The following is a 14,503-nucleotide window of genomic DNA, read 5'->3' as shown; positions in this document are numbered from 1 at the left end:
AAGGCTGCACATCAAGCATTCGCTTAAGTAGCTATAAGTCAAATCTTTTGATGTACTTGTAAAAATCTTATTTTAGTTGGGATAAGTACTGGGCGATAGCCCTAAGATCATCATCATTCATGCCATACAAGGATGCAGCCATAATCGTATCTCGCCCAGTCGCTTGGTTGTTGCGGAATTGGCGCATGGTATGCAATAAATAATCTTCACGCTGTCCCGCTAGCCTAGGCATTTGCTCGCGACCCACATAGTCTGGCAAGTGGCATGTTCCGCAAAGAACCTGCTTTGAAAGCAGTTGTCCTCTTTCATAGAGCGCGTCGTCACGCTGGCCTGGAGCAGGTTTTAGTGTTTGAGCAGAATAAAACTTTGCAAGAGCAATAATTTGAGGGTCACTCAAACCATCTAATTGACCCTTCATCACAGGAATATCCCGAATCCCCTCGCGAATCATGATGAGATTATTTTCTAGAAATACTTTAGGTTGCCCTGCTAGAGAAGGAGTGCCTGCCATGGTGGAATTTCCATCGGCACCGTGACAAGCTCCGCAAACTACCAGTTTGGCACTCATATTCTGGGCATAAGAAAGCGGCGCAACTATCGAGAGATAAACCCCCGAGAGAAACGCCGCTATTTTTACCAATCTCATTAAAGCCAATACTTTATAGGCCGATACTTATTTCTTGTAAGTAATTCTGTAAATGGCACCTAGCTGTTCATCAGTCAAGAGCATGGAACCATCAGGCATCTGTAGGAAGAATGTAGGACGACCCCAGAAAGACTGATCAGCAGAATTCATAAAGCCGGTAATGAAAGGTGTGATCTTGGCATTCTTACCGTTTGCATCTGCCTTGACAGTCACAACGTCATAGCCTGATTTGACGTTACGATTCCAAGAGCCCTTGCGAGCAATAAATGCCACATTTTTGTATTCAGCTGGGAACATATTACCGGTGTAGAAGGTAATACCCATCGCTGCAGCGTGAGCACCTAATAGTGCAACTGGCTTGGTTACGCCCTCACAAGCATTTGGCTTAATGACTTTATCGTCTGGCATATTGCCTTCATGGCAATAAGGGAAGCCAAAGTTTTCACCTTTACTGGTCAGGATATTCAAAGTGTCGTTCGGCTTGTCGTCTCCCATCCAATCACGCCCATGGTTTGTAAACCAGAGTTGTTTGGTAACGGGGTGCCAATCAAAGCCTTGCGTATTTCTGACACCAGTAGCTAAGACTTCCATACCAGAGCCATCGGGGTTATAGCGACGAATCTGCGCATACTCAGGTGTTGGCAGTTCGCAAATATTACAAGGCGCACCGAAAGGTACATACAATTTACCATCTGGACCAAAGGCTAAATACTTCCAGTTGTGGTGTTGCTCTGGTGGCAAATTGAACTTAGAGGTCATATCCACTGGTGCCACAGTAGGATTTTTGCTAATACCGTCGTAGCGCAATACTTTATCAATCGCCATGACGTAGAGTGAGCCATTTTTATACGCAACGCCAGAAGGTTGTACTAACTTATCAACCACAATTCGGCTACTACGTTCTTTACCGTTATTACTCACTTCATAAATGCGACCAATGCCACGGGTACCGATATAAATCTTACCGTTGTCACCCATTGCCATTTCTCGTGCACCCGGAATACCGCTTGCATAGACTTCAATCTTGAAACCAGGAGGTAATTTCAAAGTATTGAGGGGAATTTCATTTGCTGGGGTAGCAGTCATCTTGCCAGCCAAAGGAGCCAACTTGGAAGTTGACATATCTGCGCCCATACCTTGTTTCCATGCTGGTGCAGGAGCCGGCTTGGGAGCCTCGGCTAGAGGAGTATTGCTAGTTGAGCAACCCTGCAAACCGATGACTGAGCTTGCCAATAAAGCTACGGCTAATGGGATGAGCTTATTCATCGCCGGCTTCTTAATAACTTGCATTTAAATCTCCCATTTTTTAGTAAGTATTTTGACTTCAGCGCCTATTTAAGCACTCTTTTACCCAAGGAGCTACACCCATTTCCTAGGGTAATGCCCTATATTGACCTAGTTTAAAAGCTTATACGCGCGCCCACGGTAATCGCCTGAGGCATCCCTGCTTGATAGGAGCTTGCCGCAGAAGCAATATTAAAAGTGACGTATTGCCGATTAAATAAGTTGACTACAGAGGCAAAAACTGAGGCCTGAGGGGTCATCTGATAGTTGGCCTTTAGACCCACAACGGCATAAGCTGGAACTGGTAGGGTGCCAGTAGACATCCAAGAGTTACCCACATAACGAAACGTAGTTGTCAGACTCGCATTGGGTGCTGGGTAATACGTAATACCCACATTTGCCATATTCATCGGCACACCACCCACCTGAGTGTTAGTTGGGTCGGTAGTTGCGGTCCACGTTAATATGGTACGAGTATAGGAGTAACCGCCATCCAAAGCCCAATGCTCATTGACATCATGGTGATACTGCAACTCAAGGCCGCGACTTAATAAATTCTGTTGATTGGTGTAGTAACTGACGTTAGTGTATCCACCAGAACTCTTACAACCCTGGGCAGAAACGGTAATGCCGCTTGCAGTACAAAGACTGTATGCGAAGGCAGAATTAGCATCTGTGATTTTGTAACTGGTAATAGCATTTTGAATGTAATTATTAAATGCTGTTAACTGAGTAAAACCGCCCTTCCATCGGTAGTCTGTTCCCACTTCATAACCCGTCATGGTTTCAGGCGTTAAATTGGGATTTGCAATCGAGTAACCAGTTGTAGTGTTTCCATAGCTACGTAAAGTATTGTTCATACTCGGCGCATGAAAAGCTTGATAGGCAGCACTACGTAAATTCCAATCGTCAGTAGCTTTATAAACAAGTCCCAAAGATGGGCTCAGTTGAGTCTTGCTTTGATTTGGAATAGCTTGATACACAGGGCTAGAACCATTTACTCCTGCGTTATATAGCGTTGGGGTCTGACTATTCCATACATCTACTCTGGCACCCAAAGTAGCCTCCAGCGGGATAGCGCTGGCATTCGATTTGATTTGCCCTAACAGCCCATAAAAATTTTGCTGCCCTTGAGCATAGTTCACAGAAGTCACTGCGCCGTTACCAGTAGTGGTATTTAGATTATTTGTCAAATTAGATGCAGAAATATTTCTAGCATCAACACCAAGAATGTATTGATCAATTCCGGCAGTCTTTAGATCATGCGTATATTGAGCTGATGCTCCAAGTGTTGAATAAGGATCGGTATAGTTGGCATTAATATAGGGCTTTTGGGGTGCAACTGTTAAGTTGTTAGCTGTTTGCTTAAAAAAATTGGTATTTTGATAATAAGCATTGACCTGCACTTTTTTATCTACGTCTAGATTTGTAGTAGAACCGCCCGCCACATCAGCTGTCTGAATTAAATTGGGCGCAATCGCATAGTTATTACTGAGATCAGCCATCGTGCTGTAACCCATTCTTAAGAATGCATTGGTATCTTGTGTAGGCTTGAAGTAATTTTGTAGGCGGACATTCGAATTCTTGACTGCATCAGTGCCCATACCATTTTTAATATTGCTCGGTGAACCTGGAGAAATCGTAGCGTAGTTCTGAAAGCCTTCGCTAGAAAAGTAATCTGCAGAAAAGCGCATTTGCATTGCATCTGACACAACCAGGTCTTTTGAGGCGGCCACGTTACCTGTTGCAAATGAGCCTATGCTGGCAGAAACTTCTTGAGAACTATTTTTAGGCGTTTTGGTATTGATATTAATCACACCACCCATGCCGTAGTTGCCATACAAACTCGATACGCCACCACGCACAAACTCCACTGACTCAATCGAAGACATCGGCACCAAGTTCCACTGTACTGTTCCGTAGAAGGCGTCATTTGCTGGTAAGCCATCGATTAATACTAGGGTGCGGCCATAGCCTAAGCCGCGCACGTTAATGCTTTGGCCAGTAGGATCTTTTTGGTAGTAAGGCACATCATTTAAAAATACGCCTGGTACATTCTTGAGTATTTGATCAACAGTTTGATCAGGAGAGGATTCCAATACTTCTTTTGTCAGAATCGTTGTATTGAGTGACATTTCATCTAGAGGTGTTCCTGAACGAGTAGCATTCACCACCATGTCATTGAGCTTTTGATCGTAATTTGGGGGTGGTGCAATTTGCGCCCAAGATTGACCAGATTGCAAAACTAATAAGAGAGCTAGAACATTCACGCTAGATTGCAGTTGCTTACACATAACCATTATTAAGAACGTACTACCAGCATTTTTTCTTATTTTTTCTTTGGCTTACTCTTGCCCATCAAAGAAGCTAGCATCGGGTTTGCCTCTGCTAGCTCTTTTTTGGTTTTTGCTACTGCATCGGCAGCTCCAGGCTTTGGAGTTTTGGCAGCATTCTTCATACGCTGAGCAGTAGTCAAGGCTAAGCTCTTGTACAGGTCTGTTTTTTTCATTGCCATGACTTTGCTCTTTATATGGAATGATTCAGTGTTTATTGCTTCGTTAATGATTTGGCCGCAAAACCTAAGAACAATAATGTCCAGCCTTGTAGTAGCAATTCAATAGCGATTAATAGGCCAGGTAACCATAAGCTTGATGATGGGAAGCTATTCATGATGAGTACGCCCATCAAGATAGAAATGGCTGCAGATAAGGCAAGCCAGAACCACTCAGCAAAATGACGATGCTGAAATGCCGAGACCAAACGCAAGAAGCCAGTGATGAAGAAGATTGCAGCAAGCCATAAAGTAATCGCTTCAAGGGCAGGAATCGGGAATGCCCATACATAAATTGCTGCGCCAATATACAAAATAGCAAAAATCAGCTGCACGCCAACACTTTTCCAGCCGGCAGATTTAAATGCATGCGCTCCCTGAAGAATGCCGCCTGCAAATAAGAAGATACTCAGCACATTGACTGAAACCAGAGAGAAGAGGGTTTGACCGGCAATGCCAATCATGCCGAGAATGAGGAACAAAATGCCTAGACCAATGAGTGCCCCCGGAACTTTTGCTGCCGCGCCCAATACATTGGCACGGAGTACTTTCATTTGTTCTACTGATAAGTCGGTCATGAGGAACCTTTTAGTGATCACTGCAAAATAAGCAATATATCTTTAGCATCTTCAAAACTTAAAGATGGTTGTCTACCGAATCAATAAACTCTCGCACCGCTTGATTAAATCGAGTGGGCTGCTCAATATTCGATAAATGGGCTGCGTCTTCAATAATAACCATCTGCGATCCATCAATCAGACGATTAAGCACAATACCTTGATCTACGGTACAGGCAGGGTCATGACGACCAGATAGAACCAGGGTTGGCGCCTTAATCTTCAGCAACATCGTGCTTTGTGCCATATCGCGCACTGCACTTCCGCAGCCGATATAACCTTCCACATTAGTAGCCAAAATCATCTGGCGTACTTTTTCGATATCTTGTGGAGCACGTTCTACAAATGGCGCTGTGAACCAGCGGCTAATCGTGCCATCCACCAGACCAGTAAGGCCTTGTGAGCGGGCTGTTTGAAAACGATCTTCCCACAAACTGCGGGGTGGCATTTCACTGGCGGTATTACAAAGTGAAAGTGAAAGAATGCGCTCAGGATAACGAGCGCCCAATTGCTGACCAATCATTCCGCCAATCGATAGGCCCATGAAATGCACATTCTCAATTTTTAGTGCATCCAATAAACCAATAGCATCATCAGCTAATTGCGCAATGCTGTATGGACCAGGCACAACTCCAGACTGGCCATGCCCTCTTTTGTCGTAACGCAGCACGCGGTAACGGTCAGCAAGAGCAGGCACATTCCAATCCCACATACTGCCGTTGGCCATCAAACTATTGGCCACTAACAGTACTCGGCCATCTTGGGGACCATCAAATCGATAGGCAATATCAACGCCATTGACGTTAACGGTTTTGGTGTCTTGCAATTGGGTCATCTGTCTCCGCCTTTTTTGGATCTACCGGCCTCTATTTATCTATTTTTGAGACCGTGTTAGATTATCCAATGAAATACCCTAGAAGGTATTTAGACGCCACTATAAAAACGACGCCATAAAAGTCATAGGAGACACGATGTTGACATCACAAATTCAGGGCAAGCGCACCCGCATGCTTGGCAAACTCACTCTGATACTGAGCCTTTCCGTATCTGCAGCCATAGCTAATGCCCAAAGCTACCCCAATCGCACTGTCAAGATGATCGTGCCTTTGACTACTGGCTCTGGGGCTGACATTGCTGGACGAGTCGTTGCAAAGAGCCTGACCGAGTCTTGGAAGCAGCCTGTCATTATTGAAAATCGTCCTGGTGCTGGCGGATTGATCGGGACAGGTGTTGTAGTCAACGCTGACCCAGATGGTTACACCCTGCTCGTGCAATCGGCTTCCTATGCAGCGAACCCTGCTATTTATAAAAAATTGCCTTATGACCCCCTCAAGAGCTTGATTGATGTGGCCATTCTTGGGCAAACCCCTTACGTCATAATCACTGCCGCAGATGGTTCTTATCAAACGATTCGGGATTTAGTGATCGCTGCAAAATCCAAACCTGGTGAGATTACCTTTGCTTCAGCAGGTGTTGGCAGCTCTACTCACTTGGCGGGCGAGTACTTCAATCAAATGATGGGCATCAAACTCATTCACGTTCCCTATAAAGGATCACCTGAAGCGATTTCTGACACCATGTCAGGCCGCACTGCTTTTTATATGGCACCACTTGATACTGCGATTGGGCAACTCAAAGGTGGCAAGGTGCGTGCTCTTGGGGTAACTAGCAAATCGCGTAATGCAGCAGTTCCAGAAATTGCGAGTATCGCTGAACAAGGCTATCCCAATTTTGAAATTGGTCTTTGGTTTGGTGTTTGGGCGCCTGCGGGCACTCCAGCTGCAGTAGTTAAAAAGATTAATACCGACATCAATCAATCGATGCAAGATCCTGAAGTCAAAACAGCTTATGAAGCTAAAGGCATTAAAGCAACCCCAATGAGCCCAGCTGAGTTTGGCAAGTTTGTGCGTGAAGAAATGGCGAAGTATCAAAAGATTGCAAAAGATGCCAACATAGAACCGCAGTAAAGCAACGCAGTCAAAAAGCGGTAAAGCAATTGACCAATCATCCTTCAGCGCCTCTGTGCCAAGCCCCTGACCCAGAAATACGATCGCCGAAGATTGCGTTTCCGGCTGGGGCGGTTGATTGTCATGCCCACATCTGTGGCCCCGCAACTCAATTTCCCTATGCGCAAGAGCGTATCTACACACCACCAGACGCTACCTTAGAGAACTACGAATCTTTGCTTGATATGCTTGGTGTAGATCGAGCAGTGCTAGTACAACCGAGCGTCTATGGCTCTGATAATCGTGCGATGTTAGCAGCGCTCAAGGAGCAACCTAAAAATTTTCGTGGTGTAGCCGTTGTTTCAAATAACGTAAATAAATTTATCGATCAAGAATTAGAGCAACTGCATGCAGCTGGTGTGCGTGGCATTCGTTGCAATATTGTGGATGTAGCCGATAAGTCTGCTGGTTTACCAATTCAAAATCTAAAAGCTTTAGCAGAGCGCATCAAACCATTTGGTTGGCATATTGAACTCCTCATGCATGTGAATGAATATCCAGACTTAGCTAAGGTCTTTGAAAACTTTCCGGTAGATTTAGTATTTGGTCACTTTGGTTACAGCCATGCAAAAAATGGAGTAAATGATGAAGGTTTTCAGGGCTTATTGGAGTTACTCAAAAACCAACAGGCCTGGGTCAAAATGACAGGCCCTTATCGCATTTGTGATGGCAATCTTCCTTATACTGATATGCGCCCTTTTAATGATGCAGTGATAGACGCCAATCCTAAGCGACTGGTCTGGGGTAGCGATTGGCCCCATGTAATGGTGAAGAAAAACATGCCTCACGATGCTGATCTGTGTGACCTATTTGGCGATTGGGTTATAGACTCAAACTTAAGAAAATCGATCATGGTCGATAACCCTTGTATCCTGTATGACTTTCCGGCAATCAATTTATAAATAAGCTAGCAAATACAGTAGAAAGAAGTTTTATATGGATACCACTCTTACCGTCATCTTAGGCATTGTTGCGATGTTGTTACCCCTAGTGGTAGGTCGCCTAGTTTGGAAACGCTTTGATCAATGGTTTGGTCGTAATGATGAAGCTTATATGGATAGTCTGGAATATTTCCTCAAGAAAATTGGCTTCACCGTACTTGTTGCCTTCATCCTCTTATGGCTTGGCATTAGCCTGGTCTTTAATGGCAATGGCGCTCCATTAGCCTGAGCAATATGAACGATCAACTAAAAGCCATTCTCTCCAAAGCAAAGTTGAACTTTGCGATCTTAGCTAGCATTTTGACCATTGCCGTTTTGGGAAAATTTACTAACCCAGAATTAACCAATTCTATTTTTGTGACTGCGGACCAATTGGTTGCAGAGCTCTACTTAGTATTTATTGCAATCACCTTGGGTGCATTTATACCCAATTTCAAACTGGTAGCGTTTGGATCGATTGGTGCTTTTATAGCAGCTGCGATCCTCATCCAACTCAAGGTCTTTAACTACCTCACCACTGAATACTTATTTGCAATACTGATTGTGACCCTAGGATTTGCGTCAATTGCTAACTTATATAGACACTATCGGGAATTTAATCTTCAATAATTCAGCAAATATGTCAGCGAAGAAATTCATCTACTTATTCTAAAGCATCACCTCTGCCAACAAAAATATGGTAACTGGTACTGTAAGCTCAGGGTCTAAAAATTAATAAAAAAGCTGTTGAAGCCCATCATTTCGAAAGCCTCAAATATTTTCCTGAACTCTAAAGAAGACTTTCAAAGTAGTAATTTATTTATCTTTCAGATATGCCAAAATATGGTCAATGTTTTTTAACTTTTTATCAATAAATTTTTTTACTTGATTGTCATTTACTACCCTCAGCTTTATAGCCACATAACTTTTCAAAAGTTGCGAATGATCACGCATTAAATCATTGAGTCTTTGCCATAAGAGCGCTTTGGGAAGCTCTATCTTTAACATCTTCATACAAGTGTCTAGCCACCCATCGCGGGTTAATAACTTATTAATAGCTTTATGCAGATCCCTGTGCACGCTATCACCATATGCTTGATAGGCTTTTTTTAATGCGCTACTCAACTCAATCTTGCTTGGTGATAGCATTACAAAGTCGATAATGTCCCTGTTATAGATAACCGCATCATTCCATCGATCTGAGTTAGCCAATAACTTGCTTGCTAACAAATCCAGCCTAGTTAAGGTCGCAACATCTTGAACTATATCTCTCGGGCCGGGTAAATCAAATTCAATACGACCCTCTAAAACAATTTCAAATTTGACAGCTATATCTCCCGACTGGATCATTGTGCGGATGCCATACTGATCCGCCTTAATATCGCGGGCTAACACCAATTTAGCGTCCTTCTTGGCGATGGTATAAATACCTGCTGTATCTGTTAATAAATGACGCAATTCGCGGTAATACTCTTTATTAGAGACAAGGAAATCAATATCAACAGATTCCCGATACTCATCTTGTAGTAAAGCTATAGCCGTCCCACCACCAAAGTAACATTGATGCTCCCTTAATAGATCGCCGTTAAATTAATGCAGGATGCCAGCAATACCCTGGTGGTGTTTACGCCTAAACAAGCATTTGCTCCATTCCTCTTGTATCTATCAATCTTTGCATTAATACTCTCTCGTGCTCTTTAAGATGACTTAAATCTAAAAAGCGTTTGTTCCGCTCATAAATTGACATTGCTTCAGCATCCGTTAAATACTCGTCATCTTTTAGCTGCCATGACAACGCCTTTAATTGGGGATAGTCTTTAATGCGGATATGGGGCATTTCGGGATCATGTAAATTGATATCCTCTTTTTCGCCAACTATTGGCAATAAAGCTAAATGCAAACCCAAGGCTTCGCAGACCTGCAAATAAGCCCCAATACTCACTGTAGGCTCGCCTTTTTCAATGCGATGTAATGTCACCCTTGAAATACCGGCTACTTCAGCACAAACCTGGGCGCGAACCTTCAAAACCTTTCTTCTAGCCGTTATTTGAGCGCCTAAACGGGCTAACAAAGGCAAGTCTTGGGCTGGGGATGGATTAATCTTTGCTATCACAATGTTTCTTATTATATACAATTTATATTATTTGTATACTATAAGAAACATATTTTATAAAAACCAACGAAATACTCACTCACCACCAAGACCAATTGGCATCATGCTTGTGGCTAGCCTCAAAAACAGGGTCGTAATCAAAGTTACTGAGCCATTGCCTCATCACTCTGTCGTTTCTGGTGCGTCGACGCCGATCAAAAACCTTGCGATACCATCGCGGCGCCCCACTCCCCATGGTGGTTTCTTTATCAGAATGAAATAGCGCAATCGCCTTTCTTCCAGCGGGTGAGCGTTGATCATGACGAATACTTGGACCTCCTTTCAGAAATAAATCCCAATCTTTTAAAACCCATGCATATTCATGCCGCTGATTTTTACGCCTAACTGTTCGTGACATAACAAATTCCTCAAATTCTTGTTAAAAAGTTATGTCATATCGATCTCCAGAAATAAATGTGTTGGATAAAAAAATTAGCGCAAGCATTTTTTGTGCTTGCGCTAATTTTAAAGAAGGGAATATCCACTCAATTGGAGTGGTCAGGTTTAGCTGTTCTTCTAACTTTTCATTACTTCTCCAATGCGCCATAAATCACGGCATTCAATTGCTCACGATGCACTTTGCGGATTTCGCCTGGCGCTACACCCATCATGACCACCACCATTTGTTCTTTAGGGTCTGTCCAAAAGATGGTCCCGTATGCGCCGTTCCAGGTGAAATCGCCAACGTTACCGTTAATCGCTGACAAGCCTCTATCAGTGCGAACTGCTACACCCAAACCGAAGCCATAACCTACGCGACCTGGCTCAGTACCGCCGACATTGTTTTTAATGTCTTTGTTTAAATGGTTTGATGTCATAAATGCCACTGTCTGCGGACCTAATACTTTCTTACCTTCAAGACTGCCACCATTAAGCAGCATTTGGCCAAAGCGAATGTAGTCGCCAGCAGTAGAATAGGCACAAGAGCCACCGCAATCAAACTTCACCTTCTGTGTATGAATATCAACCTTTTGTGATTTACCAGTAAGCGGGTCAATCGGCAATGGTTGCGCTAAGCGAGCACGATCTTTTTCAGCCAAGTCAAAAGTGGTATTCGACATTCCGACTTTATTCCAAATACGCTCCTGCATAACTGCACCCAAAGACTTGCCTGCTATCTTTTCTTCAATGATGCCGAGCACGTCCAATCCAAAACCATAATCCCATGCAGTGCCTGGCTCATAGAGCAATGGTGCACTGGCTAACTTATCAATAAATTCTTGGGCATTGTATTGAACGGCTGCGGGTGCTGAACCTGCTGGATAAAATTTATGTACCGGTGTTGCCCCGCGACCGCCATAAGTGAGACCATTGGTATGGCGCATGAGATCTTGAACAGTAATGGGATTTTTTGCTGGCACGGTAGTGAGATTTCCATCGGCATCAATCTTGCCCACTTTCATATCCTTAAATTGGGGGAGCCAATTGGAGATCGGCGCATTGAGCGGCAACTTCCCTTCTTCATAAAAAGTGAGCCCGCTTACGGCAGCCATCACCTTAGTCATCGATGCCAAATTAAAGATGGCATCAGTTGTCATGGGCTTGTTGTTGGCTTTATCCAAATATCCATAAGGTTTGAAAATGACTAGCTTGCCATTCTTGGCAACCGCCAATACGGCGCCGGGCATATTGTTAGCAGCAATTTGATCAGCAAAGAACATATCAATTCTTTTGAGACCCTCCTGGGTAAATCCTTGGCCAGGATTGCTACTAAGGGGCAAAGGCGCTTTTGAGGTATCTGCGGCATAACCTACGCCACTCGTCATTAATCCGAAGCTGAGGGCGGCTACCAAGCCGATTTGTTGAGGTTTTTTCATGCTGTCTCCGTTTTTGATGTTTCGGGGCCTAGCTTAAGCCCTCTTTTTTAGGGTTTAGGACTATTGAAGCAGACTTTTGGGTTCTGGGTCTATTTCCGGGCTATATATCTCTAAGTTATATGAGATCAATTTTTAAGTATTTGGCGGAATATAGAATAACTCTGACAATCGTGGGCTATGTATAAATATGACTATATCGACCAAACCCTTGTAGACCAACGGGTTGCACAATTTAGAGACCAGGTGACCAGGCGTCTTGATGGCAGTCTTGCGGAAGAAGAGTTTCGTCCATTAAGACTACAGAATGGCCTCTATCACCAGCGCCATGCCTACATGCTGCGTGTGGCGATTCCTTACGGTCTATTTAATTCCAAACAAATGCGCACCATGGCGCTCATTGCCGAAAAATATGATCGTGGGTATGGTCACTTCACAACTCGTCAAAATATTCAGTTCAACTGGGTCACACTAGAAGACACTCCAGATATTTTGGCTGAGCTTGCCAAAGTAGAGATGCACGCTATTCAAACTTCTGGCAACTGTATTCGCAATATTACGAGCGATGCATTTGCAGGTGTTGCTGGTGATGAATATATTGATCCTCGCCCTGTTTGCGAATTACTGCGTCAATGGTCAACCTTGCATCCAGAATTCGTACATTTGCCACGTAAATTTAAGTTTGCTGTCAACGGCGCAAAAGAAGATCGTACCGTATTGCTTTGTCATGACGTTGGTATCGAACTTAAGAAAAATCCTAATGTGAATAACGGTGAACTCACTGCTGACATCTATGCAGGGGGCGGTATGGGTCGCACCCCTATTTTGGGATCGCTCATTAAACAAGGGCTCCCTTGGAATGTCTTACCAAGCTACCTCACTGCACTCTTGCGTGTGTATAACCGCTTTGGCCGTCGAGATAATCTCTATAAAGCCCGCATCAAGATTTTGGTAAAAGCCTTAGGCCCAGAAGAGTTTTCTCGTCAAGTTGAAGGTGAATGGGTACACATTAAAAATGGTGATGACAACTTCACTCAAGCAGAGTGGGATCGCGTTGCGAAGCATTTCACAAAGCCCGCATACAAAACGCTACCTGCATTAAGCAATGAGAAAATTATTAGCGCCGCAAGCGAATCTGATAAAGCAACTTTTGCTCGTTGGCTAGAACGTAACGTTAAACCGCACCAAGCACCTGGTTATGCCAGCGTAATTCTGTCGCTAAAGCCGCACGGTACAGTTGCTCCTGGTGATGCTACGACTACGCAAATGCTTGCGATTGCAGATTTATCTGACCAATATAGTTTTGGTGATTTGCGTGCTACTCATGAACAAAACTTGGTTCTTGCTGATGTTGAGCAAGCTAAGTTATATGAACTCTGGCAAGAGGCCAAGAAGCAAAAGGTTGCTCTGCCAAACGTTGGGTTGCTCACTGACATCATCGCGTGCCCTGGTGGTGATTTCTGCTCATTGGCAAATGCCAAGTCCCTTCCTATTGCTAAAGCGATTCAAGAGCGCTTTGATGATTTAGATTATTTATTTGATTTAGGCGACATTAGCCTCAATATTTCAGGCTGCATTAACTCTTGTGGCCACCATCACGTTGGCAATATCGGCGTGCTCGGTGTCGATAAAGATGGTGAAGAGTGGTATCAAATTACTTTAGGTGGCGAGCAAGGTAACGATGCCTCTATTGGCAAAGTAATTGGCCCTTCTTTCTACGCTGATGAAATTTCTGATGTAATTTCAAACGTTATTAACACTTACGTAAGCAACCGCAGTGAAGATGAATCCTTTATTGAAGCTTATCGCCGCATTGGAGTGGCTCCGTTTAAAGAGGCAGCTTACAAAGATGTGAAGAAAAAGGATAAGGCTGAAAAAGTCACAAAAGAGGCATCATGAGCGTGACTCCAATATCTAATGCCAATTTCATACCCGCACATCAAGAAATATTGCATTTTCCCAAAGGCGGCAAGCCAACATTAGCCCCAAATGAATGGCAAATTTGGAGTAGTAGCCAAGATGAAGGTGGCTTGCCCGATCTTGAGCATGGCGCCCATAAAGTATTGATGCCATTTAAATGGTGGCTCGAGCATCACCATGAGTCTGATATCTTGGCGCTAGCTAAGAACAGTCAGATTGGTGTGTGGTTTGCAACTGATGATGACATTCTCAAGCATACAGAAGTGATTGAGACTGGCAAAAAAGTCTGGCCCCTAGTGGCAGCCCACTTTCCTATTTTTATAGATGGTAGAAGCTTCAGTACGGCAGCCTTGCTACGTGATCGCTTTGCTTGGCAAGGTGAAATCCGAGCGATCGGTGACGTATTAATTGACCAACTCTTGCAAGGCGCTCGTGTTGGTTTTAATAGTTTTGCAATGCGCCATGATCAAAACTTAGATATCGCTTTAAAGCAGTTTGACCTATATTCAGTTACAACCCAAAACAGCTGGCGTGGACTCAGAACTACTCGCGCAAGCGCATAAGTAGAAATCTATAAAAGTACATTAAGCAAA

The 14,503-nt window shown here is 43.8% G+C and carries 15 protein-coding genes and 1 pseudogene; 6 read left to right on the top strand and 10 right to left on the bottom strand.

Going from position 1 to position 14,503, the window contains the following annotated elements:
* Positions 1–67 precede the first annotated feature (67 nt).
* The 6 genes from AOC29_RS01850 to pcaD all read right to left on the bottom strand — a co-directional run bounded on the left by AOC29_RS01850 (position 68) and on the right by pcaD (position 5,933).
* Positions 68–646, bottom strand: coding sequence for a cytochrome c (locus AOC29_RS01850; protein WP_215296365.1), 579 nt, complete (start codon positions 644–646; stop codon positions 68–70).
* Between the two features lie 27 nt (positions 647–673).
* Positions 674–1,936 carry a sorbosone dehydrogenase family protein gene (locus AOC29_RS01845; protein ID WP_251370039.1) on the bottom strand — a complete coding sequence of 421 codons (1,263 nt, stop codon included), beginning with the start codon at positions 1,934–1,936 and terminating at the stop codon, positions 674–676.
* 110 nt (positions 1,937–2,046) lie between these two features.
* The gene (locus tag AOC29_RS01840; RefSeq protein WP_215296364.1) at positions 2,047–4,224 is read right to left on the bottom strand and encodes a TonB-dependent receptor; all 2,178 of its coding nucleotides are present in this window, start codon (positions 4,222–4,224) and stop codon (positions 2,047–2,049) included.
* A 35-nt stretch (positions 4,225–4,259) separates the two neighbouring features.
* Positions 4,260–4,445 (bottom strand): hypothetical protein, encoded by a 186-nt coding sequence (locus AOC29_RS01835; protein ID WP_215296363.1) that lies wholly within the window; start codon positions 4,443–4,445, stop codon positions 4,260–4,262.
* 32 nt (positions 4,446–4,477) lie between these two features.
* Complete coding sequence (locus AOC29_RS01830) at positions 4,478–5,059, bottom strand: HdeD family acid-resistance protein (protein ID WP_215296362.1); 582 nt, start codon at positions 5,057–5,059, stop codon at positions 4,478–4,480.
* Positions 5,060–5,117: 58 nt separating this feature from the next.
* The gene (gene pcaD, locus AOC29_RS01825; protein WP_215296361.1) at positions 5,118–5,933 is read right to left on the bottom strand and encodes a 3-oxoadipate enol-lactonase; all 816 of its coding nucleotides are present in this window, start codon (positions 5,931–5,933) and stop codon (positions 5,118–5,120) included.
* 136 nt (positions 5,934–6,069) lie between these two features.
* Between pcaD and AOC29_RS01820 the strand changes: the two genes are divergently transcribed.
* The 4 genes from AOC29_RS01820 to AOC29_RS01805 are packed head-to-tail and all read left to right on the top strand — an operon-like array spanning position 6,070 to position 8,654.
* Complete coding sequence (locus AOC29_RS01820; protein WP_215296360.1) at positions 6,070–7,065, top strand: tripartite tricarboxylate transporter substrate binding protein; 996 nt, start codon at positions 6,070–6,072, stop codon at positions 7,063–7,065.
* Positions 7,066–7,094: 29 nt separating this feature from the next.
* Positions 7,095–8,006, top strand: coding sequence for an amidohydrolase (locus tag AOC29_RS01815; protein ID WP_215296359.1), 912 nt, complete (start codon positions 7,095–7,097; stop codon positions 8,004–8,006).
* Between the two features lie 34 nt (positions 8,007–8,040).
* Positions 8,041–8,274, top strand: a complete 234-nt coding sequence (locus AOC29_RS01810; protein WP_215296358.1) for a hypothetical protein — start codon at positions 8,041–8,043, stop codon at positions 8,272–8,274.
* Positions 8,275–8,279: 5 nt separating this feature from the next.
* Positions 8,280–8,654 (top strand): hypothetical protein, encoded by a 375-nt coding sequence (locus tag AOC29_RS01805; RefSeq protein WP_215296357.1) that lies wholly within the window; start codon positions 8,280–8,282, stop codon positions 8,652–8,654.
* A 186-nt stretch (positions 8,655–8,840) separates the two neighbouring features.
* Here AOC29_RS01805 and AOC29_RS01800 read toward each other — a convergent pair.
* The 4 genes and pseudogenes from AOC29_RS01800 to AOC29_RS01785 form a co-directional block, all read right to left on the bottom strand.
* Positions 8,841–9,581 (bottom strand): annotated as a pseudogene (locus tag AOC29_RS01800) (nucleotidyl transferase AbiEii/AbiGii toxin family protein); the annotation flags it as partial.
* Positions 9,582–9,654: 73 nt separating this feature from the next.
* Positions 9,655–10,137: a helix-turn-helix domain-containing protein gene (locus tag AOC29_RS01795; RefSeq protein ID WP_215296356.1), complete on the bottom strand. Its 483-nt coding sequence runs from the start codon at positions 10,135–10,137 to the stop codon at positions 9,655–9,657.
* A 79-nt stretch (positions 10,138–10,216) separates the two neighbouring features.
* The gene (locus AOC29_RS01790; RefSeq protein WP_215296355.1) at positions 10,217–10,534 is read right to left on the bottom strand and encodes a hypothetical protein; all 318 of its coding nucleotides are present in this window, start codon (positions 10,532–10,534) and stop codon (positions 10,217–10,219) included.
* A gap of 169 nt (positions 10,535–10,703) precedes the next feature.
* On the bottom strand, positions 10,704–11,993 hold the full coding sequence (locus tag AOC29_RS01785; protein WP_215296354.1) for a serine hydrolase: 1,290 nt from the start codon (positions 11,991–11,993) through the stop codon (positions 10,704–10,706).
* A 177-nt stretch (positions 11,994–12,170) separates the two neighbouring features.
* Here AOC29_RS01785 and AOC29_RS01780 point away from each other — a divergent pair, with 177 nt between their 5' ends.
* Complete coding sequence (locus tag AOC29_RS01780) at positions 12,171–13,889, top strand: nitrite/sulfite reductase (protein WP_215296353.1); 1,719 nt, start codon at positions 12,171–12,173, stop codon at positions 13,887–13,889.
* Positions 13,886–14,473 (top strand): DUF934 domain-containing protein, encoded by a 588-nt coding sequence (locus AOC29_RS01775; protein ID WP_215296352.1) that lies wholly within the window; start codon positions 13,886–13,888, stop codon positions 14,471–14,473. The genes AOC29_RS01780 and AOC29_RS01775 overlap by 4 nt, the downstream gene beginning before the upstream one ends.
* Positions 14,474–14,503: the final 30 nt, after the last annotated feature.

This window comes from Polynucleobacter sp. JS-JIR-5-A7 (assembly GCF_018687935.1).
Lineage (GTDB): Bacteria > Pseudomonadota > Gammaproteobacteria > Burkholderiales > Burkholderiaceae > Polynucleobacter.
Note: the sequence above shows the minus strand (reverse complement) of the source record. Positions and strands in the feature narration are given on the sequence as shown.